Source organism: Rhizobium sp. CFBP 13726, from assembly GCF_014841925.1.
GTDB lineage: Bacteria > Pseudomonadota > Alphaproteobacteria > Rhizobiales > Rhizobiaceae > Neorhizobium > Neorhizobium soli.
The window spans coordinates 1,120,312-1,145,586 of record NZ_JACYUU010000002.1 but is presented as its reverse complement, the minus strand read 5'-3'; the positions used below and the strand labels follow the sequence as shown (position 1 = coordinate 1,145,586).

Here is a 25,275-nt window from a genome sequence, read left to right as displayed (position 1 = left end):
GGCCCCGATATTTCCAGGCGGTTTGCCGCAAAAGTGAACGTTTCTGCGCGGGGCTAGCCGAGCCATGCAGGCACGGAATCCAGTCCGATCAGGTCATCATAGGAGCCGCGCGGGCGGATCACGTGGAACTTGGAGCCCTTCACCAGCACTTCCGGCACCAGCAGGCGGGAATTGTAGGTGCCGGCCTGCACGGCGCCATAGGCACCGGCAGAACCGACGGCGATCAGGTCACCGGGCTTCGGTTCCGCCATCTCGCGGTCGAGCGCCAGATAGTCTCCGGTCTCGCAGACGGGACCGACAACGTCGCCCTTGATCCGCGGCGCATCGGCCGGCGGTACCACGACGGGGCGGATCGAATGATAGGCTTCGTAGAGTGTCGGGCGGATCAGATCGTTCATCGCGCCATCGACGATCACGAAGGTCTTTTCGCCGCCATCCTTCACATAGATGACCTCGGTCACCAGAATGCCGGCATTGCCGACGATCAGGCGGCCGGGTTCGGTGACGATCTTGCAGTCGAGCGTGCGCAGCTGCCGCTTGATCGTTTCCGCATAGGCATCCGGCAGCGGCGGCGGGGTGTTGTCGTCCTTGTAGGGAATGCCGAGACCGCCGCCGACATCGACGTGGCTGATCGTGTGGCCATCGCCGCGCAGGACATCGACGAGTTCGCGCAGGAGCCGGTAGGCATCCTCGAACGGCTGGAGCTCGGTGATCTGGCTGCCGATATGCATGTCGATGCCGGTGACTTCGATGCCGGGAAGCGTTGCCGCATGGGCATAGACGTCACGGGCCCGGTCGTAAGCGATGCCGAACTTGTTTTCCTTCTTCCCCGTCGAAATCTTGGCATGGGTGCCCGCATCCACATCCGGGTTGATGCGGAAGGAGACATGCGCGCGCTTGCCGACTTTGAGAGCGCGCAGGTTCAGCACTTCCAGTTCCGGCTCGGATTCGACGTTGAAGCAGTAGATCCCGGCCTCGAGCGCCAGATCCATTTCGGCAACGGTCTTGCCGACGCCCGAAAACATGATGCGGGATGCGGGAATGCCGGCCGCCAGCGCGCGCCGCAACTCGCCGCCCGAGACGACGTCGACGCCGGCGCCGAGCTTTGCCAGGGTTTTGAGGACTGCCTGGTTGGAGTTCGCCTTCATGGCGTAGCAGACCATCGCATCCACATCGGAAAACGCCTGCGCGAACACCTTGTAATGGCGCTCCAGCGTGGCTGTCGAATAGACGTAGAATGGCGTGCCGACGGCTTTTGCGATTTCCGGGATGGCGACGTTTTCGGCGTGAAGGACGCCGTCGATGTAGTGGAAATGATTCACGTCAAAACTCGGAAAACTGAAGGGGTCTGGGAACTACAGAAGCGGGTCGAGGACGAACGGCCGCTCGGCAACCGGTTCCTTGTTGGCGTCACCGGGTTTGCTGCTCTTGCGGATGTTCTGCTGTTCGACGGGCGTGCTGGGGCGGTCGAGGTCGCCCTTGCGGCCGCAACCGGCGACAACGAGGCTGACGACGCCCAGGATCAGGCTGACATGGGCGATTTTCACCAGGGATTTCGACATTCTCTTCCTTCTCCGGCACGGTCACGCAGACTTCATAGCGAAGTTCCGCGCGCTTGTGCAGTATCCTTGCCGCTTCATTCGTCGCGCAGGCGTCAGTTTCTCTCGCGCCACCAGGCAATCTGCTTGCGCACCTCGGAGGGCGCCGTGCCGCCGAAGCTGACGCGGCTGGCAACCGATGCATCCACCGAGAGAACGTCGAAGACCTTGTCGGTGATGGCGGGGTTGATCGCCTGCAGTTCTTCAAGCGTGAGTTCGGAGAGGTCGCAGCCCTTTTTCTCCGCCAGCGCCACAGCATGGCCGGTCGCATGGTGGGCTTCGCGGAAGGGCAGGCCGACTTCGCGAACCAGCCAGTCGGCAAGGTCGGTCGCGGTGGAGAAGCCGGCACCGGCAGCGGCGCGCATCTTGTCGGCGCGAATGGTCATGTCGCGCATCATGCCGGTCATGGCGGCAATCGCCAGTTCCAGGTTCTCGGCGCAGTCGAAGACCTGTTCCTTGTCTTCCTGCATGTCCTTGGAATAGGCGAGCGGCAGACCCTTCATGACGGTCAGCAGCGCTACCAGCGATCCATTGATGCGGCCGGTCTTGGCGCGCACCAGTTCGGCGGCATCCGGGTTCTTCTTCTGCGGCATGATCGAGGAGCCGGTCGAAAACGCGTCGGACAGGCGCACGAAGCCGAATTGCGGCGTCGACCAGATGACGATTTCCTCGGCAAGACGCGACAGATGCACGGCGCAGATGGCAGCAACCGACAGGAATTCCAGCGCGAAATCGCGGTCGGAAACGGTGTCGATCGAGTTGCGGGTCGGTTCGCGGAAGCCGAGGGCCTTTGCCGTCATGTGGCGGTCGATCGGGTAGGGCGTGCCGGCAAGCGCTGCGGCACCGATCGGGCTTTCGTCGAGATGTTCGATCGCATGGCGAACGCGGGCGCGGTCACGGCCGAACATTTCGACATAGGCCATGCAGTGATGGCCGAAGGTGACCGGCTGTGCCGTCTGCAGATGGGTGAAGCCGGGCATGACCGTATCTGCATGCTCTTCGGCGCGGTCAAGAAACGCGGCGATCAGGCCCGTCAGCATCTTCTCGGTCTTGACGAGCTCTTCCTTGACCCAGAGGCGGAAATCGAGCGCGACCTGGTCATTGCGGGAGCGGGCGGTGTGGAGGCGACCGGCGGCGGGACCGATCAGGTCTGCCAGCCGCGCCTCGATGTTCATGTGAATGTCCTCGAGCTTGCGCGAGAACTGGAACTGTCCGCTTTCGATCTCTGACATGATCGTGTTCAGGCCGGAAACGATCTTGTCTTTATCTTCGTGCGAAATAATGCCTTGTTCCGCCAGCATCGTCGCATGGGCGATCGAACCGCGGATATCCTGGGCGAACAGCTTCTTGTCGAAACCGATCGAGGCATTTATCTCCTCCATGATCGCATCCGGCCCGGAAGCGAAGCGCCCGCCCCACATCTGGTTGGAAGATGTCGCGTCCTTCGTGTCGGCCATGAATTCAGTCCTGGAGTAGTTGATGACGTCCAAAAGACCGCTTGGCCTTCCGTCTGTCCGATTGATCCTGATTGCCGCCGTCCTCGGGATCGTCGCCGGCACTGTCGCCGTATACGTGACGAACATGGGGTCTGGCAATGGTTCGGGTGGGGGTTTGGATGGGGCGGCAGAGGCCTCACTCTCCCCGTCGGCCGGCCAATGCGAGGGCTCGGCCGAACTCGCAAAGTCCGTCGGTGCCTTCTCCAAGGGCCAGGTTGCCGCCATGGTCGAGGCACAGCCACCGCGCCCGCTCTCCCTGTCCTTCAAGGGACCGGCGGGGCAGGACATGACGACGGCCGATCTCGCCGGCAAAACGGTGCTGCTTAACCTCTGGGCCACCTGGTGCGTGCCCTGCCGCGAAGAGATGCCGGCGCTGAACGGGTTGCAGGCGGCGATGGGTGGCATTGATTTCGAGGTCGTCGCCATCAACATCGATACCGGCAGCGACGAGAAGCCGAAGACCTTTCTTGAAGAGTACAAGATCGACAAGCTCGGCTTCTACCGCGACAGTTCGATGGGCACGTTCAACGCCTTGAAAAAGGAAGGCCTCGCCTTCGGCCTGCCGGCAACGCTGATCCTCGACAAGAAGGGCTGCCTGATCGGCGCCATGAACGGCCCCGCCGCATGGGACAGCGACGACGCGAAGGCGCTGGTGACGGCCGCCAAGGGCGCTTGAGGGCTGCGGATGAAGGGCTTGCCCTTCACCTCAGTCGACCCCTTCTAGCGTCCAGTCAAGCGGGTGACGAGCGAACCGCCACAAGGCTGATCCCTACCGCGTCGGGACCGGGACTTCGCCGCGATAGTCGTAGAAGCCGCGGCCGGATTTGCGGCCGAGCCAGCCGGCTTCTACGTATTTGACGAGAAGCGGGCAGGGGCGGTATTTGCTGTCTGCGAGGCCGTCATGCAGCACCTGCATGATCGACAGGCAGGTGTCGAGGCCGATGAAATCGGCGAGCTGCAGCGGTCCCATCGGGTGGTTGGCGCCAAGCCTCATGGCCGTATCGATCGCCTCGACCGAGCCGACGCCTTCGTACAGCGTATAGATCGCCTCGTTGATCATCGGCAGCAGGATGCGGTTGACGATGAAGGCGGGGAAGTCCTCGGCAACGGTCGCGGTCTTTTCGAGAGCGACCACGTATTCCTTGGCAGCCCGGAAGGTCGGCTCGTCAGTGGCGATACCGCGCACCAGTTCCACCAGCTTCATCAGCGGCACCGGGTTCATGAAATGGATGCCCATGAACCGTTCCGGCCGGTCGGTCGCGGCGGCAAGCCTGGTAATTGAGAGCGACGAGGTGTTGGTGGCGAGAAGCGCCTCGGGCTTCAGAACCGGACAGACCTGCGCATAGATCTTGCGCTTGACGCTTTCGTCTTCGGTCGCAGCTTCGATGACCATATCCATCGGTGCGAGGTCGTTGACATCGGCGGAGCCGGTGATGCGGGAAAGGGCTGCGTTGCGATCCTCGTCGGAAAGCTTGTTGCTGGAAACCTGGCGGGCGAGATTGCCATTGATCGTTGCAAGTGCGCCTTCGATCCGGTCCTTGGAGAGATCATAGATATGCACGTGATAGCCGGCGAGCGCCGAAACATGTGCAATTCCGCAGCCCATCTGGCCTGCGCCGATGACGCCGATATTCTTCATGATCTCACTCGCTCCCTGGGTCCGGTTTTCGCCCGCGTCTCGCATTCATCATAACCGTACGGCGTCTCACAGCAAAATGCCGGGTTGCCTGAGACAGCCCGGCATTTTTCTAGTCTGCTAGCGTGTTTTTTGCCAGCATTTTCGCGTCGCCGAACTGCGGTGCGAAAAAGCCGGTTGGCCTCACAGGGCCTTTTCGAGCTGCGGCAGGATCTCGAAGAGGTCGCCCACGAGACCGAAGTCGGCCACCTGGAAGATCGGGGCCTCCTCGTCCTTGTTGATCGCGACGATGACCTTGGAATCCTTCATGCCGGCCAGATGCTGGATGGCACCGGAAATCCCGACCGCGATGTAGAGCTGCGGCGCAACCACCTTGCCGGTCTGGCCGACCTGCCAGTCGTTCGGAGCATAGCCTGCGTCGACCGCTGCGCGCGAAGCGCCAACGGCCGCACCCAGCTTGTCGGCGACGGGCAGGATGACTTCCTGGAACTTCTCGGACGAACCGAGTGCACGGCCACCGGAGATGATGATCTTGGCGGAAGCGAGTTCGGGACGGTCCGAGGAGGCGAGTGCATCGGATACGAAGGACGAGACGTCAGGGTTTGCTGCGGCGGCCACGGTTTCCACGGAAGCAGAACCACCTTCGTCGGCTGCCGCGAAGGATGCCGTGCGCACGGTGATCACCTTCTTGGCATCGGTTGCCTGGACGGTCTGGATGGCGTTGCCGGCATAGATGGGGCGACGGAACGTATCGGGCGAAATCACCTCGATGATCTCGGAAACCTGCGCCACATCAAGCAGCGCAGCAACGCGCGGCATGACGTTCTTGGCGGACGCTGTCGCCGAGGACATGATGACGTCGTAGGATCCGGCCAGCGACACGATGAGTGCTGCAAGCGGTTCGGCAAGGCTGTTGGCAAGGCTTGCGTCGTCTGCAAGCAGAACCTTGGAGACGCCGGAGAGTTTCGCTGCCGCATCGGCTGCGGCCTGTGCGCCCGAACCGGCGACCAGAACGTGGACGTCGCCACCAATTTGTGACGCTGCCGTCAGCGCCTTGGCGGTCTGGTCGTTGAGGCTGGCATTGTCGTGTTCTGCCAGAAGAAGAATGGCCATGAGTTTATCTCCCTAAAATCAGATCACGCCGGCGGTCTTCAAGGCGCCGACCAGTTCCTCGACGGACTTTACCTTGATACCTGCCTTGCGGCCGCCCGGCTCCTCGGTCTTTAGAACCTTGAGGCGAGGGGCGATGTCGACGCCGAAATCCGCTGCCGTCTTCTTGTCGAGCGGCTTCTTCTTCGCCTTCATGATGTTCGGCAAGGACGCGTAGCGCGGCTCGTTGAGGCGAAGGTCCGTGGTGACGACGGCCGGAAGCTTGACCTCGACGGTCTGCAGGCCGCCGTCGACTTCGCGGGTGACCACGGCCTTGTCGGCCGAAAGTTCGATCTTCGAGGCAAAGGTTGCCTGCCCGGTTCCGAGCAGTGCCGCCAGCATCTGGCCGGTCTGGTTGGAATCGTCGTCGATCGCCTGTTTGCCGACGATGATCAGGCCCGGCTGTTCGGCGTCGACGACGCCCTTCAGGAGCTTCGCCACGGCAAGCGGTTCGACCGTCTCGTCGGTCTCGATCAGGATCGCCCGATCGGCGCCCATTGCAAGCGCCGTGCGCAGCGTTTCTTCAGCCTTTGCCGGACCGATCGATACGACGATCACTTCCTCGGCCTTGCCGGCCTCCTTCAGGCGCAGGGCTTCCTCGACGGAAATTTCGTCGAACGGGTTCATCGACATCTTGACGTTGGCAAGCTCGACACCGGATCCATCCGGCTTGACGCGGATCTTCACGTTGTAGTCGACGACGCGCTTTACAGGCACCAGGATCTTCATGGGGTCCTTCCTTGACTTTTCTCCAGCCGCAGATTGCGACATTTGCGGCTTATCCATTTGTCAGTGGGCGACATGGATACCCATTTTTGCCCTGATGACAACGTGGATTTTCCCATCTGGGTTGCGGTTTTCTCATAGGCCTATTCGGCCGGTCGCGTCTCTTGCGATATGCTCTGCTTGTGCAGCACGGCCTTCGGCGTGACGATCTCGCGGTCGAACAGAGGTACGCCCCGGCGGCGCATCACGATCACGAGTGCGGCGCCCGCCAGAATTCCGCCGACATGGGCGCCCCAGGACACCGCACTATCGGCTTCCAGCCAAAGCATTACGAATTGCTGGACGATCCACAGCGTCAGCGGCACGAAAGCGGGTAGCGGCAGCGGAATTCGAAACAGAACAAGCACCCATACCCGAACGCGCGGATGCAAAAGGAAATAGGCGGCGACGACACCGGAGATCGCGCCCGATGCGCCGATCAGCGGCCCCTCGGACATCGGGCCGACCAGGCCGTGCACAAGGGCGCCGGCTGCGGCACAAAGCAGGTAAAATATCAGGAAGCGTACATGCCCCAGGGCGTCCTCGACATTATCGCCGAACACCCAGAGAAACAGCATGTTCGATGCAAGGTGCCAGAAATCCAGGTGCAGGAAGGCATAGGTGACGAAGGTCGCGTCTTCGGGGACCAGGATGGCAGAGGGGTCGAGCACCGCATAGTCGAAGATGATCGCCGGAATGAAGCCGAGACCAAGCGAAGCGATCTCCGTCGTTTCCGACGGAGCAAGGGTCGTGAACAGCCACATGAGCACGTTCGCGGCGATCAGCGAGATCGTCACCCACTGCACACGGATGTATTTCAGCGCGACGGCATCATGCAGCGGAATGAACATGCGTCGCTTCCTCTCCTCCCGTCCGTCGCGCCTTGGTCGCGCTTTCGCCTAGCGGTTCTTGCCGGGCACCCACAGAATGTCTGTCCTGCCGTTCTCGTTTGCGACGCGGGCCGCGACAAACAGGAAATCGGACAGGCGGTTGATATATTTGAGCGCAGCCGGGCCGATCGCCTCATGTCGTGAAAGCTCGACCATCAGCCGTTCTGCACGCCGCGACACGGTGCGGGCGAGATGCAGATAGGCGGATGCCGGCGAGCCACCGGGCAGGACGAAGGATTTCAGCGGTTCGAGATCCGCGTTCAGCGTGTCGATTTCGGTTTCGAGACGTGTCGCCTGCGCTTCGATGATGCGCAGAGGCTCGTATTCGGGCTTTTCGCCGGTGTCTGGCGTTGCAAGATCGGCCCCGAGATCGAAAAGGTCGTTCTGGATGCGAAACAGCATCTGATCGACCTCGCCCATGCCTGCCGTATGAAGCCGCGCCATGCCGATCGTCGAGTTGACCTCGTCGACCGTGCCATAGGCCTCGACCCTGATATCGTGCTTGTCGCGTCGCGGACCGGATACCAGTGCTGTCGTCCCGTCGTCGCCGGTGCGCGTGTAGATCTTGTTGAGCTTGACCATGAAGACTGTAATTTCCTTAGTTCGGCATTTGCTCTAGCTCGGCCGGCCGCCGCCGGTCAGCCAGAGCGTGAACATGATGAGGATGACGGCCACGGCCTGGAGCAGCAGACGCAACTGCATCAGCTTGTTCGACCGGTTGGCATCGGTGCCCTTCACCATGTTGAACAGGCCCTTGATCAGCACGAGCACGACCAGGCCGATGACGATCACGGTCAGAACGGTGGTAAAGGTGGCCATCGAGGTTTTGCTTTCCGCTTGCGGGCGATCAGTCGATCCGTTGCATCAATTTGTAGAAGAGCGCTGCCGGCAGGATACGTTTCAGGAACGCGCCCTGCTTGGCCGGCTTCGTCACCAGATAATGTGGCTTCGGGTTGTCTGCGGTCAAGGCATGCTTCAGTACCGTGTGAACGGCGTCCGGACCCAGCTTGTGGCGGTTGACCGGCCCGCTCCCGTCCAGCCGCTGCAATTGCCGCTTGTATTGTTCGGCATGCGGCGAATTGACCAGGTCGATATGCTCCTTGACCTTGGCGAGCGCGTTGGCCGTGAACTGCGTGTCGATCGGTCCGGGCTCGATCAGGCTCACATGGATGCCGCTTCCGTGCAGCTCCATCCGCATCGTCACGGTCAGACCTTCCAGCGCGAATTTCGAGGCGGTGTAGGCGCCGCGGTAGCGGTAGGGAACGATGCCGAGAATGGAGGAGCAGTTGACGATGCGTCCATGACCCTGTCGCCGCATGACGGGGATGATGCGGGTCGTCAGGTCATGCCAGCCGAACAGATTGGTCTCGAACTGGAGACGCAGCACGTCGGTCGAAAGGTCTTCGACAGCACCTGGCTGGCCATAGGCGCCGTTGTTGAAGAGCGCATCAATGCGTCCGCCTGTGCGGGCGAGAACGGTGTCGACCAACGCCGCGATCGTCTCAGGCTTGGTGTAGTCCATCAGCAGGGCTTCGATGCCGTCCTGTTCCAGCGCTGCCAGATCGGCCTCTTTGCGCACGGTCGCGAACACCCGCCATCCCTCGGATTTCAGCGCGCGGGCACAGTGAGCGCCGATCCCTGAGGAACAGCCTGTCACGATAATCGTTCTTCCGTCTGTCATGCCGATTGCATACCGTTAAGGTCTCTCTGTACAAGTTGCCGCCTACCTTCCATATTTCGCCACAAGCCTCAACTGATCCTGCACTTAAGCTCCTAGGGAGATGTCGTCTTTGGAAGAAAACTCCCCGGTCAGGTGGCCGAGACTGGCGTTCAAGGTGCTTTGGGATGCCTATTGGCATTTCTCGGAGGATGATGGGTGGGCGATGGCGAGCCACGTTGCGCTGTCGGGGCTACTGGCGCTGTTCCCATTCCTGATCTTCGGCACGGCACTTGCCGGCTTTCTCGGTGCAGGCGGGTTTTCGCAGACGACTGTACATCTCCTGTTCGATACATGGCCGGCCGATGTCGCCGATCCGATCGCGTCTGAACTGCAGCGGGTGCTGGAAATTCCGCGCGGCGGGTTGCTGACCGTGTCGGTGCTGGCCGCTGCATACTTTGCGTCGAACGGCGTCGAGGCGCTGCGCATCTCGCTCAACCGCGCCTACCGTGTTACCGAAACGCGGCCCTGGTATGTGACGCGTCTTGCTAGTTTGGGTTACGTCATCCTGGCGGTGGTGATCTTTGCGGTCATCAGCATTCTTCTGCTGGCGGTGCCCGTCGCATCGCGGTTTGCCCAGACCCGTTTTCCGTGGCTGATCAGCGATCTCAACGCGGCCGCCAACTGGGGTCTCGTCGGCACGGCATTTCTCCTGATGATCGGCCTGCTCGGGTCGCACAAATACCTTCCGGCTGGAGATCGCCGGCTGATCGACATCATGCCGGGTGTGGCGCTGACGGTGCTTTTGTGGACATGCTTCGGCTTCGGTTTCGCGGCCTATCTTTCGACCTTCGCCAATTACGCAGCGACCTATGCGGGTCTGGCGTCGATCATGATCGTGCTGATCTTCCTTTATATGGTGGGCGTGATCTTCATGCTCGGCGCCGAGTTCAATGCGGCGTTGATGAAGTACCGGATCTATTCGGTCTTCTCCCGCGTCCGGAAAGAGCGTCGCCGCCGGGGCGATGCTTCGGCTCTAGCCCTTAAGGCCGAGGAGGCCGCAAATGTTGAGCGGGCTGAGACCCGCGTCGCGCAGGGCCGCAAGCCCGGTTGATCCCTCGCTTTTCGACAGTTTTCGCCCGTCTGTGCCAAGGATCAGCCGATGATGGTGGTAGATCGGCTGCGGCAGGCCGAGCAGTTCCTGCAGAAGCCTGTGAACCGAGGTTGCGTGATAGAGATCCATGCCGCGCACCACGTGGGTAATGCCCTGCGCCGCGTCGTCGACGGTGACGGAGAGATGGTAGCTCGACGGAGCATCGGAGCGCGACAGGACGACATCGCCCCAGGCTGCCGGATCGGCCGGAACGAGCTTTTCGGCGCCGTCGCTTATCTCCCGCCATGTCAAAGCGTCCGAAACTCTCGCCAGCGCCTTGTCCATGTCGAGCCGCCAGCTGTGGCGGAGGCCGCTTTCGATCAGCGTCTTTCGCTCGGTCTCGCTCAGGTACCGGTCATGATCAGGATAGAGCGGTGACCCATCCGGGTCGCGCGGCCATGTCGCGCCATCGCCCTCGAAATCTGCGACCCTTGCCTTCACCTCGCCGCGCGTCATGAAGGCCGGATAGACGAGCCCCATCTCCATCAATTCAGCAAGTGCCTGGCGGTAGGTCTCGAAATGCTCGGACTGGCGGCGCGGCGGTTCTTCCCAGGAAAGGCCAAGCCAGTGAAGGTCGCGGTAGATGGCGTCCTCGTAGTCAGGCGTGCAACGGGCAAGATCGATATCCTCGATCCGCAGCATGAAGCGGCCATTCATGTCCCGGGCCATGTCGTGGTTGAGGATGGCCGAAAGCGCATGGCCGAGATGCAGCAGTCCGTTCGGGCTTGGCGCGAAACGCAGGATTGGTCTATCAGGATTGGTGGCGATTTGGGCGGCTGGCATGCCTCCTTGTGCCATGATTTGTGATGCGCAACCATGGAGAAAACCGTGCGGATCATCCGCGACCGATCGGATATCAATGAGGGGCTCGCCGAACTGGTGATCGCCGATCCGCGCCTTGCCCCCATCATCGAGATGTCCGGCGAGCTGCCACTGCGGCTGATCGAACCGGGTTTTGCCGGCCTTGCCTCCATCATCGTCTCGCAAGTGGTTTCGCGGGCGAGCGCCGACGCGATCTGGAAGCGCATGGCAGCTGTTGGTGCCACCGAAGCAGAGGCTTTTGCAGCGCTCGATCCCGAGGTCGTGGCGAGCTTCGGTCTATCGCGGGCCAAGGCTGCGACGCTGATGCATCTTGCGACGGCGATTGCGCAGAAGGGCTTCGATCTCGATGCCATCGCGGGACTGGAGGCATCAGAGGCGACACGACAGCTGATCGCACTTCCCGGCATCGGTCCCTGGACGGCAGAGTGCTACATGATGTTTTCCGCGGGCCACCCGGATTTCTTTCCGGTAGGTGACGTGGCGCTGCAGGCAGCGGTTGCCGATGGGCTTGGCATGGAAGCGCGCCCGACAGAAAAGCAGCTCGCCGCCATCGCGCTCATCTGGCGTCCCTGGCGCTCGGTCGCGACGAGGCTTTTCTGGTCCTATTACGGGGTCCGGACCAAGCGCGACGTCTCTCCGATTTTATGAAGTTTGAGTGACGAAGCCGCCTGTATTTAAAGGGCTTCACAATCCTGTAACAACGGTCCTAATATAGAGGAGATAGATGCCGAATCCGTTAGGAGCGTCATTTGACGATTGCAGTCTCCCCGCAGGCCTTACCGGCGCTCGTGTTGAACGCTGACTATCGGCCACTGAGCTATTATCCCTTGTCGTTGTGGTCCTGGCAGGACGCGATCAAGGCGGTTTTCCTCGACCGTGTGAACATCATTGCCGAATACGATCATTCGGTATGTTCGCCCAGCTTCTCGATGAAACTGCCGAGCGTCGTCAGCCTGAAGACCTATATCCAGCCGACCCGCAATCCCGCCTTCACGCGCTTCAACGTGTTCCTGCGCGACAAGTTCGAGTGCCAGTATTGCGGCGATCATGACGATCTGACCTTCGATCACGTCATTCCGCGCGCTCATGGCGGCGAAACGACCTGGCAGAATGTCGTGGCGGCGTGCTCGCCCTGCAATTTGCGCAAGGGCAGCAAGCTTCCCAAGCAGGCCGGCATGTTCCCGCACCAGAAGCCCTATGCGCCGACCGTGCAGGACCTGCATAACAACGGCCGGCTGTTTCCGCCCAACTATCTGCACGAAAGCTGGATGGATTATCTTTACTGGGATTCCGAGCTGCAGCCGTAAGAGTTACGGCTTACGCGGCCTTCTTGGCACCGATGAAGGCGATGGCCGCGAGGATGACGCTGGCGATCACGTTCCAGCCTGCAAAGGACAGACCGAGCACGCGGAGTGCTGCTTCCGTGCAGGATGGTCCGTGCACCGTGTTGAGATCGGAGAGAAGGCTGCCGGCATTGGTGGTGACGCCCGCGCCGCCGCCGCAGCTTGCGGGACCCTCCCATAAGGCCCATTCGACGCCCGCGTGATAGACGCCCATGCCGGCGCCAACCAGCATCATCAGGCCGACGAGGATCAGAAGCGTGCGGCCGATCCAGGCGGGCATGCCGAAGGCCAGGGCACCCATCGCAAGAATGCCGACCGGAATTGCATAGTAATAGGGTTCGCGCTGCAGCAGGCACATCGCACAGGGAATATAGCCGCCGAGATACTGGAAGCCGAGCGCTGTGCCGACGGTTGCCGCCATGCCGAGCGTGACGATGACCGCATGGCCGAGGCCTTTGCGGGCATGGGTGGTGGAAGCTGTCAGCGCCATCGGCTTATCCTTGTATTCCCGACGAGATTTCGGGCGCAGCTGTAAATCAGAACCGGCCATCCTGTAAACCGTGTGCCCCTTGTCAGGCAGGGCGTGTGCGGCACATTGCCGTGATGGCCCCATCCGATTTCCCATTTCTTACGAAAAGGTGCCTTCTTACTAAAAGTTACTATGGATGATATTGAAGCGCATCAGCAGCATTGGAGAATGCAAATGGATTTCACGAAAGCAACAATCCTGATCACCGGCGGCAATTCCGGCATCGGCCGCGGTCTCGCCATCGCCCTTTCCGAACGCGGCGCGAAGGTGATCGTCACCGGGCGCAACGAGGCGAGTCTGAATCAAACGCTGAAGGAAAATCCGGCGCTTTCCGGATACCAGCTCGATGTCACGGACAAGGACGGCCTGAACGAGTTTGCCGCTTCGGTCGTGAAGGATCATCCGGATCTCAACGTCGTCATCCACAATGCCGGGATCATGGAGCGCGAGAACGTGCTTGCTGACATTTATGACGTCGATGTGGCCGAGCGGACGATCACCACCAACCTTCTCGCGCCGATCTGGCTGACCTCGGCCCTGCTTCCGCATCTGCGACAGAAGCCGGAAGCGGCGATCGTCACCGTGTCCTCGGGTCTCGCCTTCGTGCCGCGCACCGATTCCATGACCTACAGCGCCACCAAGGCGGCTATTCACTCGTGGACGACAAGCCTGCGGCACGAGTTGCGCAGCACCAAGATCGCCGTGGTGGAGCTTGCGCCGCCGCAGGTGGCGACGGAGCTGACGCCGGGACAGTCGAAGTTCGCGACGGCCATGCCGCTTGCCGATTTCGTGTCCGAGTCCGTCGGGCTGCTCTGCGCCGATCCGACGCCGTCAGAAGTGATGGTTCAGCGGGTGATGCGGCAGCGCACGGCCGAAGCCACCGGCAATTTCGATCAGGTCTTTGCGATGATCAACCCGAGCTGAAGGCTGCAATCTCTGGAGGCGCCGATATCGTTGGCGCCTTCAACCTTCGCCGTCGAATGCTGTCCGGGCCTTCGCCACCTCATCGTGGTTTTCGACTGCCCAGATCCACACATTGCAAAAGGCGGCACCCAGTGTGAGGCCGAGCGGCGAGAGGCTGTATTCCACCTTCGGCGGCACGCAGGCATAGGTCTTGCGGATGACAAGACCGTCGCGCTCCATGCGCCGGAGCGTCTGGGTCAGCATTTTCTGGCTGATGCCGGTGACGCGGCGGGCGAGGTCGGAAAACCTCAAGATACCTTCGTCCCACAGCGTATCGAGGATGACGACCGTCCACTTGTCGGCAAAGCCCGAGATCATCTGGCGGACGAGGTCTTCCACCTTGGGATCGACATTGTCAGGATAATCGCGGGCCTTGTAGCTCTCTGCCCGCGCCACGTCGTCGGCCGTGAAGACCGGCTTCTGCTGGATGCTCATGGTGGCGTTTTCCTTGGGCTCGAACCTTGAGTGCGTTTGTATCGAAAAGAGAGTTAGGCAGCAAGACGAGCGCCTTCGATCCATCCACCGTGCGTTGTGGAACTATTGCGCCGGTGGGACATTCGGACTCCCTAGCCGTGCCGGGAGCGTTCCATGTCCGATACTCTTTCAACCTACCGCAGCAAGCGTGATTTCAAGAAGACCAAGGAGCCGAGCGGCGCCGCTGAAGTGCGGCCGTCCAAGCGCGGCCGCTTCGTCATTCAGAAGCACGATGCGACGCGGTTGCATTACGATCTGCGGCTGGAAATGGATGGCGTTTTCAAGTCCTGGGCGGTGACCCGCGGCCCCTCGCTCGATCCGCAGGACAAGCGCCTCGCCGTCGAGGTCGAGGATCATCCGCTCGATTACGGCGATTTCGAAGGGACCATTCCGAAAGGCGAGTATGGCGGCGGCACGGTCATGCTGTGGGACCGGGGTTACTGGGAAGTCGATGGCGCGCTCCCACTCGAAAAGGCGCTCGCCAAGGGCGATTTCAAGTTCATCCTTGATGGCGAACGGCTGCACGGCGGCTTCGTGCTGGTGCGGATGAAAAAGGATCGCGATGGCGGCAAGCGCACCAACTGGCTGCTGATCAAGCATCACGACGATCACTCGGTCGACAAGGATGGCGATGCGGTCCTGAAGGAGACCGAGACGTCGGTCGCTTCCGGTCGCGACATGGCGACGATCGCTGCGGGCAAGGGGCGCAAGCCGAAGCCGTTCATGCTGACCAGCAGCGCGGTCGATGCGGATGCGGTCTGGGACAGCAGCGAAGGACTGGCGGCTGAAGAACGGCGCGGCAAGGCCAAGGACAAGGGCGCAGATAAGGGCAAGAGTGCAGATAAGGCCAAGCCTGCTTCGGTAAAGATGCCGGATTTCATCGCACCGCAGCTCTGCCAGATCCGCGACCGTCCACCATCGGCAGAAGGCTGGCTGCATGAGATCAAATTCGATGGATATCGGGTTCAGATGCGCGTGCAGGAGGGCAAGACGATCCTCCGGACCCGCAAGGGGCTCGACTGGACGGATCGGTTTTCGCAGATTGCCGAGGATGCCGAAGTTCTGCCGGATACGGTGATCGACGGAGAGATCTGCGCGCTTGATCATGACGGTGCGCCGGATTTCGCAGCGCTGCAGGCGGCACTTTCCGAGGACAAGACAGACGACCTCGTCTATTTCGCCTTCGATCTCCTCTTCCACGAGGGCCAAGACCTGCGCGACATGCCGCTCGATGAGCGCAAATCGAGACTTTCGCAGTTGATTGCCGAGGTGGAAGCGGGCGCCCGGATCCGCTATGTCGACCATTTCGAAACCGGTGGCGATGCGGTTCTGCGTTCCGCCTGCCGTCTCTCGCTCGAAGGCATCGTCTCGAAACAGGCGGACGCGCCGTACCGGTCGGGGCGAAGCGACACCTGGGTCAAGGCCAAGTGCCGGGCCGGCCACGAAGTGGTGATCGGCGGCTATGCGACAACCGAAGGCAAGTTCCGCTCGCTTCTCGCCGGGGTCTATCGCGACAACCATTTCGTCTATGTCGGACGCGTCGGAACCGGTTTTGGTGCGGGCAGGGCTGCGGATCTGATGTCCAAGCTCGAACCACTTTCAGCCGAGAAAAGTCCGTTTACCGGTATCGGAGCGCCGAAGAAGACCAAGGACATGCATTGGGTGAAACCGGAGCTGGTTGCCGAGATCCAGTTCGCGGGCTGGACCAATGATGGTCAGGTGCGCCAGGCGGCATTCAAGGGCCTGCGCGAAGACAAGCCGGCTGATGAAGTTGAGGCGGAAAAGCCGGCTTCACCGGATCAGGAGACGCCGCAGCCAAAGGCGGAAAAGACCGCCAGCGGCGCGAAACCCACGAAGGTGCCGCGCGGCAGGGGCGGCAAGGCGGAAGTGATGGGCGTGATGCTCTCCAATCCCGACAAGCCGCTCTGGCCAAGCGATGCCCAGAACGGTGACACGCCTGTTACCAAGGAGGATCTCGGCCATTACTACGAATCGGTCGCGGGCTGGATGATAGAGCACATCAAGGGTCGGCCCTGCTCGGTCATCCGCGCGCCCGACGGGATCGGCGGCGAGCAGTTCTTCCAGCGGCATGCCATGCAGGGCACATCGAACCTTCTGGAACTGGTCAAGGTCCATGGCGACAAGAAGGCCTATCTGCAGGTCGATCGCATCGAGGGACTGGCAGCTCTCGCGCAGGTCGGATCGCTGGAACTGCACCCATGGAACTGCCAGCCGAACAAGCCCGAGGTTCCCGGAAGGCTCGTCTTCGACCTCGATCCCGCTCCCGATGTCGCCTTTCCGAAGGTAGTCGAGGCGGCGCGGGAAATCCGCGATCGGCTCGACGAACTGGGGCTGATGAGCTTTTGCAAGACGACGGGCGGCAAGGGCCTGCACGTGGTCGTGCCGCTGAAGACGGGCGGCCGCAAGGAACTAACCTGGGATGAAGCCAAGGATTTCGCGCACCGGGTTTCCAACCTGATGGCGCAGGACGATCCCGATCTCTATCTCACCAAGATGTCGAAGAAGCTGCGTGAAGGCCGCATCTTCATCGACTATCTGCGAAACGACCGCATGGCGACAGCCGTCGCGCCGCTTTCGCCGCGTGCGCGCGAGGGTGCGACGGTCTCCATGCCGCTCACCTGGACCCAGGTCAAAGCCGACCTCGACCCGCACCGCTTCACCATTCATACGGTGACGGCGCTGATTGCGAAAAGCGAAGCGTGGAAAGACTATTGCGACGCCGAACGGCCGCTTGCCGAGGCGATCAAGCGGTTGAAGAAGGTTGAGGCTCGAGGTTGAGTGGTGAGGACAGTAGGCCGGCGTTCGGCCTACTCACGCAGCTGACAATGCTGTTATCGAACAACTCTACAGTCAATTGGAAAAGTGAGCCTAGTCCCAAACGCCCCTCATCCTCGCCCTTGTGGCGTGGATCCAGTCAGCTCAAGTCCTTGAGCTGACAAGAGTCTTCGACCCGACAGGCGTCGTGTCGCTGGATCCCCGCCACAAGGGTGAGGATGAGGGAAGTGGGGCGTCGCTCTCGTCAAGCAACGCGCGGCTGGGGGACTTTCAAGGCCTGCGCGACCGCGGTATCGCCTGCATCCTGAGCAGTAGCTTCTTCAGTGGTTGTCAGCAGCCTGAGGCCACCGTTCCCCAAAAGCCGTTAGCCTACTTGCTTTTCCGCTTGTCTGCCGCCAGCGAGCGTTTCAGCGCATCCATGATGTCGATGACGTTGCTGGGCTTGTCCGACTCTTCCTTCTCGGCCTTTTTCGGTGTCGGCCGGCGCTGCTTCTTTTTCGACTTGATGATGTCGAGCAGATTGTCCTGCACCGGATCGGTCACGAATTTTGCGTCCCAGGGGCGGGTCTGCTGTTCGATCAGCTTGCGGATCAGCGGCAGCGTTTCTTTCTCGGGCTCGGCCTTGTCCAGTCCGTCGAAATAGTCCTTGGCTTCGCGCACCTCGTCGCCGAAGCGCAGCGTCCAGAGCACGATGCCCTTGCCGCGGGGCTCGATCATCACGGCCCGTTCGCGCCGGCCGAGCACCAGTCGCGAAATGCCAACCATCTCCTGGCTGTCCATGGCGGCGCGGATCACCGAGAATGCCTCTTCGCTGACTTTCTCGTTGGGCGTCAGATAGTAGGGTGTATCGAGCCAGATCCAGTCGATTTCGGCGCGTGGCGTGAAGGTCGAGATATCGATGGTCTTGGTGCTTTCGAGCGCGACATTGTCGAGCTCTTCGTCTTCCAGCATCACGTAGTCGTCTTCGCCGCGCTGATAGCCTTTGACTTCATCGTCATCGCGCACGGGCTTGCCGGTCACCGAGTCGACGTAGTGGCTCTGCACGCGGTTGCCGGTTTCGCGGTTCAGCGTGTGAAAGCGCACCTTCTCGCTTTCCGATGTCGCCGGTGTCATCTCGACGGAGCAGGTGACGAGCGAAAGCTTCAGATAGCCTTTCCAGTAGGGACGTATCGCCATGGCTGTCGTTTCCCTTAACCGGCCTTGCGGCGCGTGCTTGTCGAGGATGATGGTGCTGACTTGGCAGTCTTGCGCGGCGTCTTGTTGGTGTTGGCGGATTTCGGCTTGGCGCTCGCCTTGGTCTTTGCCTTTGGCTTGTCCGTTGATCCGGACTTGCCGCCCATGCCGGCGCTTTCACGCAGGGCCTGCAGAAGATCGGATGGTTTGGAGGCTGTCGGGGCCTTCCGCTTCGGGATCTTCTTGCCCTCGAGCTTCGCCTTCACCAGTTCGGCCAGCGCTTCTTCATACCGGTCGTCGAACTTGGTCGGGTCGTAACTACCCTTCTTGGTGCCGATGATATGGGAGGCGAGTTCGAGCATCTCCTTGTCGATCTTGACCTCTGTCACGTCTTCGAAGGCCTTGTCCGTCGAGCGGACCTCGTAATCGAAATTGAGCGTGGTGCCGATCAGCCCGTCGCCGTGGGGACGGATCAGCACTGTCCGCAACCGCCGGAAAAGCACGGTGCTGGCGATCGCTGCGACGCCCGCCTCCTTCATGCCGTCGCGCAGAAGCGCAAAGGCTTCCTCGCCGAGCTTTTGGGGCGCGAGATAATAGGGCTTGTCGAAATAGATGTCGTCGATTTCCGAGCATGGAATGAACGCGTCGATATCGAGTGTCTTGTCGCTCTCGGGGATAGCGGCGGCGATTTCCTCGGGTTCCAGCACCACGTATTTGCCGCTGCCGGTCTCGTAGCCCTTCACCTGGTCGTCGTGCTCGACGGGGTCACCTGTCTCGCTGTCCACAAACTCGCGGCGCACGCGATTTCCGGTCTTGCGATTGAGGATGTTGAAGCTGATACGGTCCGACGATGAAACCGCTGTGTAGAGCGCGACAGGGCAGCTCACCTCGCCGAACTTGATATCACCTTTCCAGTTGGCACGTGGTGCACTCATATCAACCTGCTCCCTTGCTTGACGGCGGGATCGTCAACGAAGGTGACGTAACGGAGCCAGAGGGCGATAGTTCCTTTTCGCGAGCGGTTGTCATGAAGTTCGATGCGACGCGGCCCTTAACGCTCATCGTTTTCACCGGGTAAAAAAATTCGTTTGGGGTGGGAACAAAATTAGAAGTGATGCATTGCGCCTGTTCGAGCCGGGGGTGAAGAGCAGAATGAACGATGACCGCGTGACCGGCGACAGCCGGCCAACCCGATCTCAAACCTATTTCGACGATGTCATCGTCCGCGCCCTTCTGCCTGCGGCGAAAGCAGTCCTTTCCCTAATTCTCCTCTGTCCGCTGATGGTTTCCTGCTCCGGCGTGCAGTCGGTGCTTGATCCCGCGGGACGGGAAGCCGCGGGTGTCGCGACACTGTTCTTCGCGATGCTGATCGGCGGCGCGGTGATCTGGGTCGGCGTCGTGGCGCTTCTGTTTTATGCGGCGCGCAAGAAGAACGCCCATTCCGAACAGGGGGCGGGCAAGCTGATCCTATGGGGCGGCGCCGTGATGCCCTGCATCGTTCTTGGCGCGCTGTTATCCTACGCCATGTGGCTGATGCCCAATGTCCGTCCGTTTTTCTCGGGAGGCGGTGAGGGGCTGCAACAGATCGATGTCACGGGCGAGCAGTACTGGTGGCGGGTCCGTTATCTCGATCCGGACGGCTCTGTCGCCTTCGAGACCGCCAACGAGATCCGCATGCCGGTCGGCGAGCGGGTGGCGTTTCAGCTGACCTCACCCGATGTCATCCATTCGTTCTGGATCCCGGTGCTCGGCGGCAAGATGGACATGATCCCTGGTCGTCGCAACGTGCTGACGCTGGAGGGTGACAAGCCCGGCTCCTATCGCGGTGTCTGCGCCGAATTCTGCGGCACCTCGCATGCGCTGATGGGCTTTACCGTGGAGGTGATGGAAAAGCCGGCCTATGACGCCTGGCTCGCCTCCCGCCGCAGCGCTTCCGGTGGCGGCGATGCCGAGGGACTGGCGCTGTTTCTGAAACACGGCTGTTCCGCCTGCCATGCGATTTCCGGCACCGAGGCGCGCGGCGTCATCGGCCCGGATCTGACTGCATTCGGCGAACGCGGTTCGGTCGGGGCCGGAACGCTTGGCAATTCGACCGCCGATATCGCCCGCTTCCTGCGCGATCCCGCCGGCATCAAGCCCGGCGTGCGGATGCCGCATTACAACATGTTGCCTGAAGCCGAAACCGATCGCATTGCACAGTATCTGAAGGGGCTTCGATGAGCGTTGAACTCGGAAATTTCTCGCCCGAGGAGCGCGCCGCCCAGGAAAAGAGGCTGCGCGATACCTGGGAAACGCCAAAGGGCTGGCGCTACTGGACCTCGGTCAACAACAGCGAGATCGGGCTTTGGTATGGCGTCACGGCATTCGTCTTCATGCTGTTTGCCGGCGTTCTCGGGCTGCTGATCCGGCTGCAGCTGGTCGTTCCCAACAATGATTTCATGTCGGCCGAGCTGTTCAACCAGGTCTTCACCCTGCACGGCACGGTCATGATGTTCCTGTTCGCGGTGCCGATCTTCGAGGCGATCGCGATCTTTCTTCTGCCCTCCATGCTCGGCGCGCGCGAACTGCCGTTCCCGCGGCTCTCGGCCTTCGGCTACTGGAGTTTCCTTCTCGGCGGCATCTTCGTCTGCGGCTCGATCTTCTTCAACGCGGCACCCAATGCCGGCTGGTTCATGTATCCGCCGCTTGCGACCGACAAGGAATATGCCGGCATCGGCGCCGACATCTGGCTGCTCGGCCTCTCCTTCATCGAGGTGGCATCGATTGCCGCAGCCGTCGAGATCATCGTCGGCATCATGAAATGCCGCGCGCCCGGCATGCGCATCAACATGATGCCGATGTTTGCCTGGTATCTCCTGATCGTCGCGGGGATGATCCTGTTTGCCTTCCCGCCGCTGATTGCCGGCGACATCCTGTTCGAGATGGAGCGGATGTTCAACTGGCCGTTCTTCGATCCATCGCGCGGCGGCGATCCCTTGCTCTGGCAGCATCTGTTCTGGATCTTTGGCCACCCGGAAGTCTACATCGTCTTCCTGCCGGCCATCGCGCTGATGGCGATGATCGTGCCGACATTTTCGCAGCGTCCGATCGTTGGCTATTCCTGGATCGTGTTGGCGGCTGTCGGTACGGGTTTCCTGAGTTTCGGGCTGTGGGTCCACCACATGTTTGCGACCGGCCTGCCGCAGATTTCGCTCGCCTTCTTCTCGGCGGCATCGGAAGCGGTGGCGATCCCGACCGGGGTGCAGATCTTCGTGTTCATCGCCACCATGCTTGCGGGCCGGGTGATCTTTTCGGTGCCGATGCTGTTTGGCGCGGGCGGGCTGATCATCTTCGTGATCGGCGGGCTGACCGGCGTCATGGTGGCCCTCGTTCCGTTCGACTGGCAGGCGCATGACACCTATTTCATCGTGGCCCACCTGCATTACGTGCTGATCGGCGGCATGTTCTTCCCGATCGTCGCCGGCATCTACTATTACTTCCCCTTCGTGACCGGCAAAAAGCTGTCGGATACCTGGGGCAAGGTGTCGTTCTGGCTGATGTTCACAGGCTTCAACACCGCGTTCTTCCCGATGCATTTTTCCGGGCTGCGGGGCATGCCGCGACGCGTCTTCACCTACCCGGAAGAATTCGGCTGGGATATTTTCAACCTCGTCTCGACCATCGGCGCCTTCATCTTTGCAGCCGGTGTCGCCACCTTCGTGATCGACATCTTCCGCCCGAAACCCAAGCCGGCAGAGCGCAATCTCAACCCGTGGAATTCCGGCACGCTGGAATGGACCAACGATCCGGATGAGAGCTGGGGCATGCGCTCCGTGCCCATCATCACCAGCCGCTATCCGCTCTGGGACCAGCCCAACCTGCAGGCCGATATCGAGGCTGGCCGGTTCTATCTGCCGGATGCGAAATCCGGCAGGCGTGAGACGCTGGTCACGTCGGTGCTCGATGCCAAGCCGCTGCAGTGCCTGCGCGTCGGCGGTGTGTCCTATGTCACCATCATAGCCGCCCTGTCGCTGGGTGGCGTGTTTATCGCGCTCACCTTCCACTGGTGGATCCCCACCGTCATCTGCGCCATCATCACCTTTATCGCAATCATCTACTGGCTGTGGACGGGCACGGCACAGATTCCGGAGACGGCTGAAACCGATGTCGGGCTGGGCCTCAGCCTGCCGGTCTATGTTTCAGGCCCCGCGTCCGTCGGATGGTGGGCGATGTTCATCACTATGGTCGGTGACGGTACCGCCTTTGCCAGCCTGATCTTCGGCTATTTCTTCTACTGGACGGTGCATGACGATTATACCGGCGTCAGTGCCGGGCCCGGCGTGTTCTGGCCGATGGTGGCACTACTGCTTTATCTAGCGGCCTGGGGCCTGACGATGCTGGCCCGGCAGCTGAACGAGAAGGGCCCAACGGGTTGCCGCTTTGCCCTCGTTGCAGCCGCAGCCGTTACCATCGCCGCCTCGCTTGCCGGTCTCGCCGGTCCATATCTTACCGGCATGGACCCGACTTCCAACGTCTATCCGGCCACCGTCTGGGTGATTGCCCTCTGGACCGTCATCCACGGCGTGGTCGGCGTCGTGATGCAGCTCTACTGCCTTGCCCGCAGCCTCACCGGCAACATGACAGGCGAATACGATCAGGATATCCGCAACGTCACGCTCTACTGGCATTTCATGGCGTTTACCGCCGTCGTCACGTTCGGCGTGCTCGGTCTCTTTCCGCTGGTGGCATCATGAAGAGCGTTATCCCCCGCGAGGTCGAAACTCTCTGGACCCTGTTTACGGCGCCAGTGGTTTGGGCGCTGCATTTCATCATCTGTTACGCGACGGTCGCGGTTTTCTGCGCCAAGCGTCTGCCGGCGTCCTTTAGCTTCGACACGGTCCGGATCGTGCTTGTCGTCGTGACACTCGCCGCGCTCGCGATGATCGTGCTTTCGGCCTATCTCGCCTGGCGCCAGTGGGGGTTCGGTGCCAAGGACGCGCCGCATGACGAACCGACGCGCTCGTCGCGCACGCTGTTCCAAGGGTTTGCAACGCTGCTTCTGTCGGGCCTGAGCTTCGTGTCGGTCGTCTATGCGGCCATTCCGCTGATCTTCATTGCGGAGTGCCAGCCATGAAACGCCTTGCGCTGATCTCGGGAGCGCTGGTCCTCGGTCTGCTCTGGTTCGGCATCCTGCCGTTTTCCGATCGTGGCTCGTTCTCGGTGCACATGGTCGCGCATATGGGTGTGGTTGCCATCGCGTCGCCGTTGATCGCGTTTGGCATTTCCGGAAGCCGCTTCGATTTCACGGCCGGTCATCTCTGGCTCACACCGATGCTCGCCTCGGTGCTGGAACTGTTTGCCGTCTGGGGCTGGCATATTCCGGCCATGCGCGAGCTATCGGAAGGGTCGGTCCCGTTCGCCGCTCTCGAGCAGATGGTATTTCTCACGGCCGGGCTGACGCTGTGGCTCTCCTGTCTCGGCGGTGCGGCATCGGGACGCGAGGCGCGTCGACTTGCCGGCACGTTCGGCCTCTTGTTTACCTCGATGCATATGACGCTGCTCGGCGCGCTTCTGTCGCTGTCGCCGCGGCCGCTTTATGGGGATGGGGAGGTCAGCTGTTTCGGCATTCCGCTCACCGCGCTCAACGATCAACAGACAGGCGGTGTGGTGATGCTGCTGGTTGGTGCTATCGTCTATCTTGCAGGCGGCGTGGCGCTGCTCGCCGGCATGCTGAGGCATGATCCGGCTCCTGAGCTTGAGGGGAACGCATGATGACGATCCGCTGGAAGCATCTGATCATTCTTGCCATCCTTGCGCCGATCCTCGGCTTCGGCGTCGCCTGGTCGGGCCTGATCAGCGTGCGCGCCTCGTCGGGACACTGGGCAGCGACCGACTGGTTCCTGCATTGGGTGATGCGCAATTCGGTCAGCACTGCCTCAATGTCCGTCGATCCGCCACCGCTCGACAATCCGGCCCTGGTGCCTGCAGGCGCCGGCCATTTCGAAAGCGGATGCGCTACCTGTCACGGGTCGCCGGCACAGGGCCGGTCCGATGCTGTGCTGTCGATGCTGCCGCCGCCGCCGGATCTGAAAGTAGTCGTGCCGACCTGGACCGACGCGCAACTGTTCGAGATCGTCAAGCACGGCGTTCGCTTTACCGGCATGCCGGCCTGGCCGGTGCAGACGCGCGACGACGAAGTTTGGGCGATGGTGGCGTTTCTGCGCAAACTGCCTGAGATGGATGGCAAAGCCTATATCGCCGCGTCAGGGCTGCACGGCATGGGAACCGCCGGCGAAGTATCGCCGCTGCCGATCACCTGCGAAAGCTGTCATGCGGAGGCAAAACTCAACGACGGCAGCATAATTCCGCGCCTCGCAGGACAGTCGGAGACCTATCTGCTGGAAAGCCTCAAGGCCTATCACGACAACCGGCGGCCGAGCGGCATCATGGGTGTCGCGGTCGGCACGCTTTCAGAGGAAAGCCTGCCGGAACTGGCGCGCTATTATGCCGGTCAGCAAAGTCCCAAGAGAGATATGCCGCCGAAGGACCAGGCGCTTGTGGAAAGAGGCCGCGAGCTTGCCGAAAGGGGAAGGTCCGCGGACAAGATCCCCGTCTGTCTCAGCTGTCATGACAAGGATGGTGCCAATCCCGCCTATCCGACACTCTCGGGTCAGAATGCCGCCTATCTGAAGCAGCAGCTCGATCTGTTTCGAGGCGGCGCTCGTGGCGGCACGTCATCGAACCATCTGATGGTGAATGCTGCGAAATATCTTCAGGACGACGATATCGATGCTCTCTCGGCTTTCTTCAGCCAGCGCTGACGCCTGAAAGAGATCGGCCGGTCGCAACGGG

Annotated in this window: 26 protein-coding genes; 11 read left to right on the top strand and 15 right to left on the bottom strand. The window is 61.3% G+C overall.

All coding sequences use genetic code 11. The features are described 5' to 3' along the window. Positions 1-53 precede the first annotated feature (53 nt). From lysA to argH, 3 genes are all read right to left on the bottom strand, one after another. The gene (lysA, locus tag IFT66_RS12705; protein WP_192077798.1) at positions 54-1,322 is read right to left on the bottom strand and encodes a diaminopimelate decarboxylase; all 1,269 of its coding nucleotides are present in this window, start codon (positions 1,320-1,322) and stop codon (positions 54-56) included. Between the two features lie 33 nt (positions 1,323-1,355). After that, positions 1,356-1,562 (bottom strand): LPS translocon maturation chaperone LptM, encoded by a 207-nt coding sequence (gene lptM, locus IFT66_RS12700; protein WP_062581790.1) that lies wholly within the window; start codon positions 1,560-1,562, stop codon positions 1,356-1,358. Between the two features lie 92 nt (positions 1,563-1,654). Next, complete coding sequence (argH, locus tag IFT66_RS12695) at positions 1,655-3,055, bottom strand: argininosuccinate lyase (RefSeq protein WP_192077797.1); 1,401 nt, start codon at positions 3,053-3,055, stop codon at positions 1,655-1,657. 22 nt (positions 3,056-3,077) lie between these two features. Here argH and tlpA point away from each other — a divergent pair, with 22 nt between their 5' ends. Next, a complete protein-coding gene (gene tlpA, locus IFT66_RS12690; protein ID WP_192077796.1) occupies positions 3,078-3,770 on the top strand; it encodes a thiol:disulfide interchange protein TlpA in 693 nt (230 codons plus the stop codon). Positions 3,771-3,863: 93 nt separating this feature from the next. On the opposite strand, the gene IFT66_RS12685 is transcribed toward tlpA, so the two are convergent. From IFT66_RS12685 to IFT66_RS12655, 7 genes are all read right to left on the bottom strand, one after another. Then, on the bottom strand, positions 3,864-4,733 hold the full coding sequence (locus IFT66_RS12685) for a 3-hydroxybutyryl-CoA dehydrogenase (protein ID WP_249406430.1): 870 nt from the start codon (positions 4,731-4,733) through the stop codon (positions 3,864-3,866). A gap of 180 nt (positions 4,734-4,913) precedes the next feature. Then, positions 4,914-5,843: an electron transfer flavoprotein subunit alpha/FixB family protein gene (locus IFT66_RS12680; protein WP_192077794.1), complete on the bottom strand. Its 930-nt coding sequence runs from the start codon at positions 5,841-5,843 to the stop codon at positions 4,914-4,916. 18 nt (positions 5,844-5,861) lie between these two features. Then, complete coding sequence (locus IFT66_RS12675) at positions 5,862-6,608, bottom strand: electron transfer flavoprotein subunit beta/FixA family protein (protein WP_062461709.1); 747 nt, start codon at positions 6,606-6,608, stop codon at positions 5,862-5,864. 140 nt (positions 6,609-6,748) lie between these two features. Next, positions 6,749-7,495: a rhomboid family intramembrane serine protease gene (locus IFT66_RS12670; RefSeq protein WP_192077793.1), complete on the bottom strand. Its 747-nt coding sequence runs from the start codon at positions 7,493-7,495 to the stop codon at positions 6,749-6,751. A 48-nt stretch (positions 7,496-7,543) separates the two neighbouring features. Beyond that, positions 7,544-8,116 (bottom strand): cob(I)yrinic acid a,c-diamide adenosyltransferase, encoded by a 573-nt coding sequence (locus IFT66_RS12665; protein ID WP_062461703.1) that lies wholly within the window; start codon positions 8,114-8,116, stop codon positions 7,544-7,546. 33 nt (positions 8,117-8,149) lie between these two features. Then, entirely contained in the window at positions 8,150-8,353 is a 204-nt protein-coding gene (locus IFT66_RS12660; RefSeq protein WP_062461700.1) for a twin transmembrane helix small protein, read from the bottom strand. 28 nt (positions 8,354-8,381) lie between these two features. Continuing rightward, a complete protein-coding gene (locus tag IFT66_RS12655) occupies positions 8,382-9,215 on the bottom strand; it encodes an SDR family oxidoreductase (protein ID WP_192077792.1) in 834 nt (277 codons plus the stop codon). A gap of 109 nt (positions 9,216-9,324) precedes the next feature. Here IFT66_RS12655 and IFT66_RS12650 point away from each other — a divergent pair, with 109 nt between their 5' ends. Next, positions 9,325-10,305, top strand: a complete 981-nt coding sequence (locus IFT66_RS12650) for a YihY/virulence factor BrkB family protein (RefSeq protein ID WP_244476240.1) — start codon at positions 9,325-9,327, stop codon at positions 10,303-10,305. Here IFT66_RS12650 and gluQRS read toward each other — a convergent pair. Beyond that, positions 10,228-11,127, bottom strand: a complete 900-nt coding sequence (gene gluQRS / locus IFT66_RS12645; RefSeq protein ID WP_174197098.1) for a tRNA glutamyl-Q(34) synthetase GluQRS — start codon at positions 11,125-11,127, stop codon at positions 10,228-10,230. The genes IFT66_RS12650 and gluQRS overlap by 78 nt on opposite strands. 33 nt (positions 11,128-11,160) lie before the next feature. Here gluQRS and IFT66_RS12640 point away from each other — a divergent pair, with 33 nt between their 5' ends. Together IFT66_RS12640 and IFT66_RS12635 are read left to right on the top strand one after the other, a co-directional pair. Next, entirely contained in the window at positions 11,161-11,814 is a 654-nt protein-coding gene (locus IFT66_RS12640; protein ID WP_192077791.1) for a DNA-3-methyladenine glycosylase family protein, read from the top strand. A gap of 101 nt (positions 11,815-11,915) precedes the next feature. Continuing rightward, on the top strand, positions 11,916-12,473 hold the full coding sequence (locus tag IFT66_RS12635; RefSeq protein WP_062461688.1) for an HNH endonuclease: 558 nt from the start codon (positions 11,916-11,918) through the stop codon (positions 12,471-12,473). Positions 12,474-12,483: 10 nt separating this feature from the next. Here IFT66_RS12635 and IFT66_RS12630 read toward each other — a convergent pair whose 3' ends face one another. Further along, a complete protein-coding gene (locus IFT66_RS12630; RefSeq protein WP_192077979.1) occupies positions 12,484-12,993 on the bottom strand; it encodes a disulfide bond formation protein B in 510 nt (169 codons plus the stop codon). Between the two features lie 219 nt (positions 12,994-13,212). Between IFT66_RS12630 and IFT66_RS12625 the strand changes: the two genes are divergently transcribed. Further along, positions 13,213-13,962: an SDR family oxidoreductase gene (locus tag IFT66_RS12625; protein WP_192077790.1), complete on the top strand. Its 750-nt coding sequence runs from the start codon at positions 13,213-13,215 to the stop codon at positions 13,960-13,962. A 39-nt stretch (positions 13,963-14,001) separates the two neighbouring features. Here the strand turns inward: IFT66_RS12625 and IFT66_RS12620 are convergent, their stop codons facing one another. Then, positions 14,002-14,436 (bottom strand): winged helix-turn-helix transcriptional regulator, encoded by a 435-nt coding sequence (locus IFT66_RS12620; RefSeq protein ID WP_192077789.1) that lies wholly within the window; start codon positions 14,434-14,436, stop codon positions 14,002-14,004. Between the two features lie 153 nt (positions 14,437-14,589). Here IFT66_RS12620 and ligD point away from each other — a divergent pair, with 153 nt between their 5' ends. Then, on the top strand, positions 14,590-17,274 hold the full coding sequence (gene ligD / locus IFT66_RS12615; RefSeq protein ID WP_192077788.1) for a DNA ligase D: 2,685 nt from the start codon (positions 14,590-14,592) through the stop codon (positions 17,272-17,274). A 366-nt stretch (positions 17,275-17,640) separates the two neighbouring features. Here ligD and ku (IFT66_RS12610) read toward each other — a convergent pair whose 3' ends face one another. Further along, positions 17,641-18,447 carry a non-homologous end joining protein Ku gene (gene ku, locus IFT66_RS12610; protein ID WP_192077787.1) on the bottom strand — a complete coding sequence of 269 codons (807 nt, stop codon included), beginning with the start codon at positions 18,445-18,447 and terminating at the stop codon, positions 17,641-17,643. A 14-nt stretch (positions 18,448-18,461) separates the two neighbouring features. Continuing rightward, positions 18,462-19,379, bottom strand: a complete 918-nt coding sequence (gene ku, locus IFT66_RS12605; RefSeq protein ID WP_192077786.1) for a non-homologous end joining protein Ku — start codon at positions 19,377-19,379, stop codon at positions 18,462-18,464. Positions 19,380-19,596: 217 nt separating this feature from the next. On the opposite strand from ku (IFT66_RS12605), the gene coxB reads away from it, so the two are divergent. From coxB to IFT66_RS12580, 5 genes are read left to right on the top strand one after another with little or no spacing between them, the layout of a single operon-like run. Next, on the top strand, positions 19,597-20,664 hold the full coding sequence (gene coxB / locus IFT66_RS12600) for a cytochrome c oxidase subunit II (protein ID WP_192077785.1): 1,068 nt from the start codon (positions 19,597-19,599) through the stop codon (positions 20,662-20,664). Further along, complete coding sequence (ctaD, locus tag IFT66_RS12595; RefSeq protein WP_192077784.1) at positions 20,661-23,177, top strand: cytochrome c oxidase subunit I; 2,517 nt, start codon at positions 20,661-20,663, stop codon at positions 23,175-23,177. Before coxB ends, ctaD begins: the two co-directional genes overlap by 4 nt. Then, positions 23,174-23,557 carry a hypothetical protein gene (locus tag IFT66_RS12590; RefSeq protein ID WP_062461668.1) on the top strand — a complete coding sequence of 128 codons (384 nt, stop codon included), beginning with the start codon at positions 23,174-23,176 and terminating at the stop codon, positions 23,555-23,557. The genes ctaD and IFT66_RS12590 overlap by 4 nt, the downstream gene beginning before the upstream one ends. After that, entirely contained in the window at positions 23,554-24,195 is a 642-nt protein-coding gene (locus tag IFT66_RS12585) for a cytochrome c oxidase assembly protein (protein ID WP_192077783.1), read from the top strand. The genes IFT66_RS12590 and IFT66_RS12585 overlap by 4 nt, the downstream gene beginning before the upstream one ends. Then, positions 24,192-25,244 carry a c-type cytochrome gene (locus IFT66_RS12580; RefSeq protein ID WP_249406429.1) on the top strand — a complete coding sequence of 351 codons (1,053 nt, stop codon included), beginning with the start codon at positions 24,192-24,194 and terminating at the stop codon, positions 25,242-25,244. Before IFT66_RS12585 ends, IFT66_RS12580 begins: the two co-directional genes overlap by 4 nt. Positions 25,245-25,275 lie beyond the last annotated feature (31 nt).

Excerpts from the sequence above, each read along its gene's own strand:
- lptM (WP_062581790.1), bottom strand. The coding sequence starts at position 1,562 with ATGTCGAAATCCCTGGTGAAAATCGCCCATGTCAGCCTGATCCTGGGC.
- argH (WP_192077797.1), bottom strand. The coding sequence starts at position 3,055 with ATGGCCGACACGAAGGACGCGACATCTTCCAACCAGATGTGGGGCGGG.
- tlpA (WP_192077796.1), top strand. The coding sequence starts at position 3,078 with ATGACGTCCAAAAGACCGCTTGGCCTTCCGTCTGTCCGATTGATCCTG.
- IFT66_RS12685 (WP_249406430.1), bottom strand. The coding sequence starts at position 4,733 with ATGAAGAATATCGGCGTCATCGGCGCAGGCCAGATGGGCTGCGGAATT.
- IFT66_RS12680 (WP_192077794.1), bottom strand. The coding sequence starts at position 5,843 with ATGGCCATTCTTCTTCTGGCAGAACACGACAATGCCAGCCTCAACGAC.
- IFT66_RS12675 (WP_062461709.1), bottom strand. The coding sequence starts at position 6,608 with ATGAAGATCCTGGTGCCTGTAAAGCGCGTCGTCGACTACAACGTGAAG.
- IFT66_RS12670 (WP_192077793.1), bottom strand. The coding sequence starts at position 7,495 with ATGTTCATTCCGCTGCATGATGCCGTCGCGCTGAAATACATCCGTGTG.
- IFT66_RS12665 (WP_062461703.1), bottom strand. The coding sequence starts at position 8,116 with ATGGTCAAGCTCAACAAGATCTACACGCGCACCGGCGACGACGGGACG.
- IFT66_RS12660 (WP_062461700.1), bottom strand. The coding sequence starts at position 8,353 with ATGGCCACCTTTACCACCGTTCTGACCGTGATCGTCATCGGCCTGGTC.
- IFT66_RS12655 (WP_192077792.1), bottom strand. The coding sequence starts at position 9,215 with ATGACAGACGGAAGAACGATTATCGTGACAGGCTGTTCCTCAGGGATC.
- gluQRS (WP_174197098.1), bottom strand. The coding sequence starts at position 11,127 with ATGCCAGCCGCCCAAATCGCCACCAATCCTGATAGACCAATCCTGCGT.
- IFT66_RS12640 (WP_192077791.1), top strand. The coding sequence starts at position 11,161 with ATGGAGAAAACCGTGCGGATCATCCGCGACCGATCGGATATCAATGAG.
- IFT66_RS12625 (WP_192077790.1), top strand. The coding sequence starts at position 13,213 with ATGGATTTCACGAAAGCAACAATCCTGATCACCGGCGGCAATTCCGGC.
- IFT66_RS12620 (WP_192077789.1), bottom strand. The coding sequence starts at position 14,436 with ATGAGCATCCAGCAGAAGCCGGTCTTCACGGCCGACGACGTGGCGCGG.
- ligD (WP_192077788.1), top strand. The coding sequence starts at position 14,590 with ATGTCCGATACTCTTTCAACCTACCGCAGCAAGCGTGATTTCAAGAAG.
- ku (WP_192077787.1), bottom strand. The coding sequence starts at position 18,447 with ATGGCGATACGTCCCTACTGGAAAGGCTATCTGAAGCTTTCGCTCGTC.
- ku (WP_192077786.1), bottom strand. The coding sequence starts at position 19,379 with ATGAGTGCACCACGTGCCAACTGGAAAGGTGATATCAAGTTCGGCGAG.
- coxB (WP_192077785.1), top strand. The coding sequence starts at position 19,597 with ATGAACGATGACCGCGTGACCGGCGACAGCCGGCCAACCCGATCTCAA.
- ctaD (WP_192077784.1), top strand. The coding sequence starts at position 20,661 with ATGAGCGTTGAACTCGGAAATTTCTCGCCCGAGGAGCGCGCCGCCCAG.
- IFT66_RS12590 (WP_062461668.1), top strand. The coding sequence starts at position 23,174 with ATGAAGAGCGTTATCCCCCGCGAGGTCGAAACTCTCTGGACCCTGTTT.
- IFT66_RS12585 (WP_192077783.1), top strand. The coding sequence starts at position 23,554 with ATGAAACGCCTTGCGCTGATCTCGGGAGCGCTGGTCCTCGGTCTGCTC.
- IFT66_RS12580 (WP_249406429.1), top strand. The coding sequence starts at position 24,192 with ATGATGACGATCCGCTGGAAGCATCTGATCATTCTTGCCATCCTTGCG.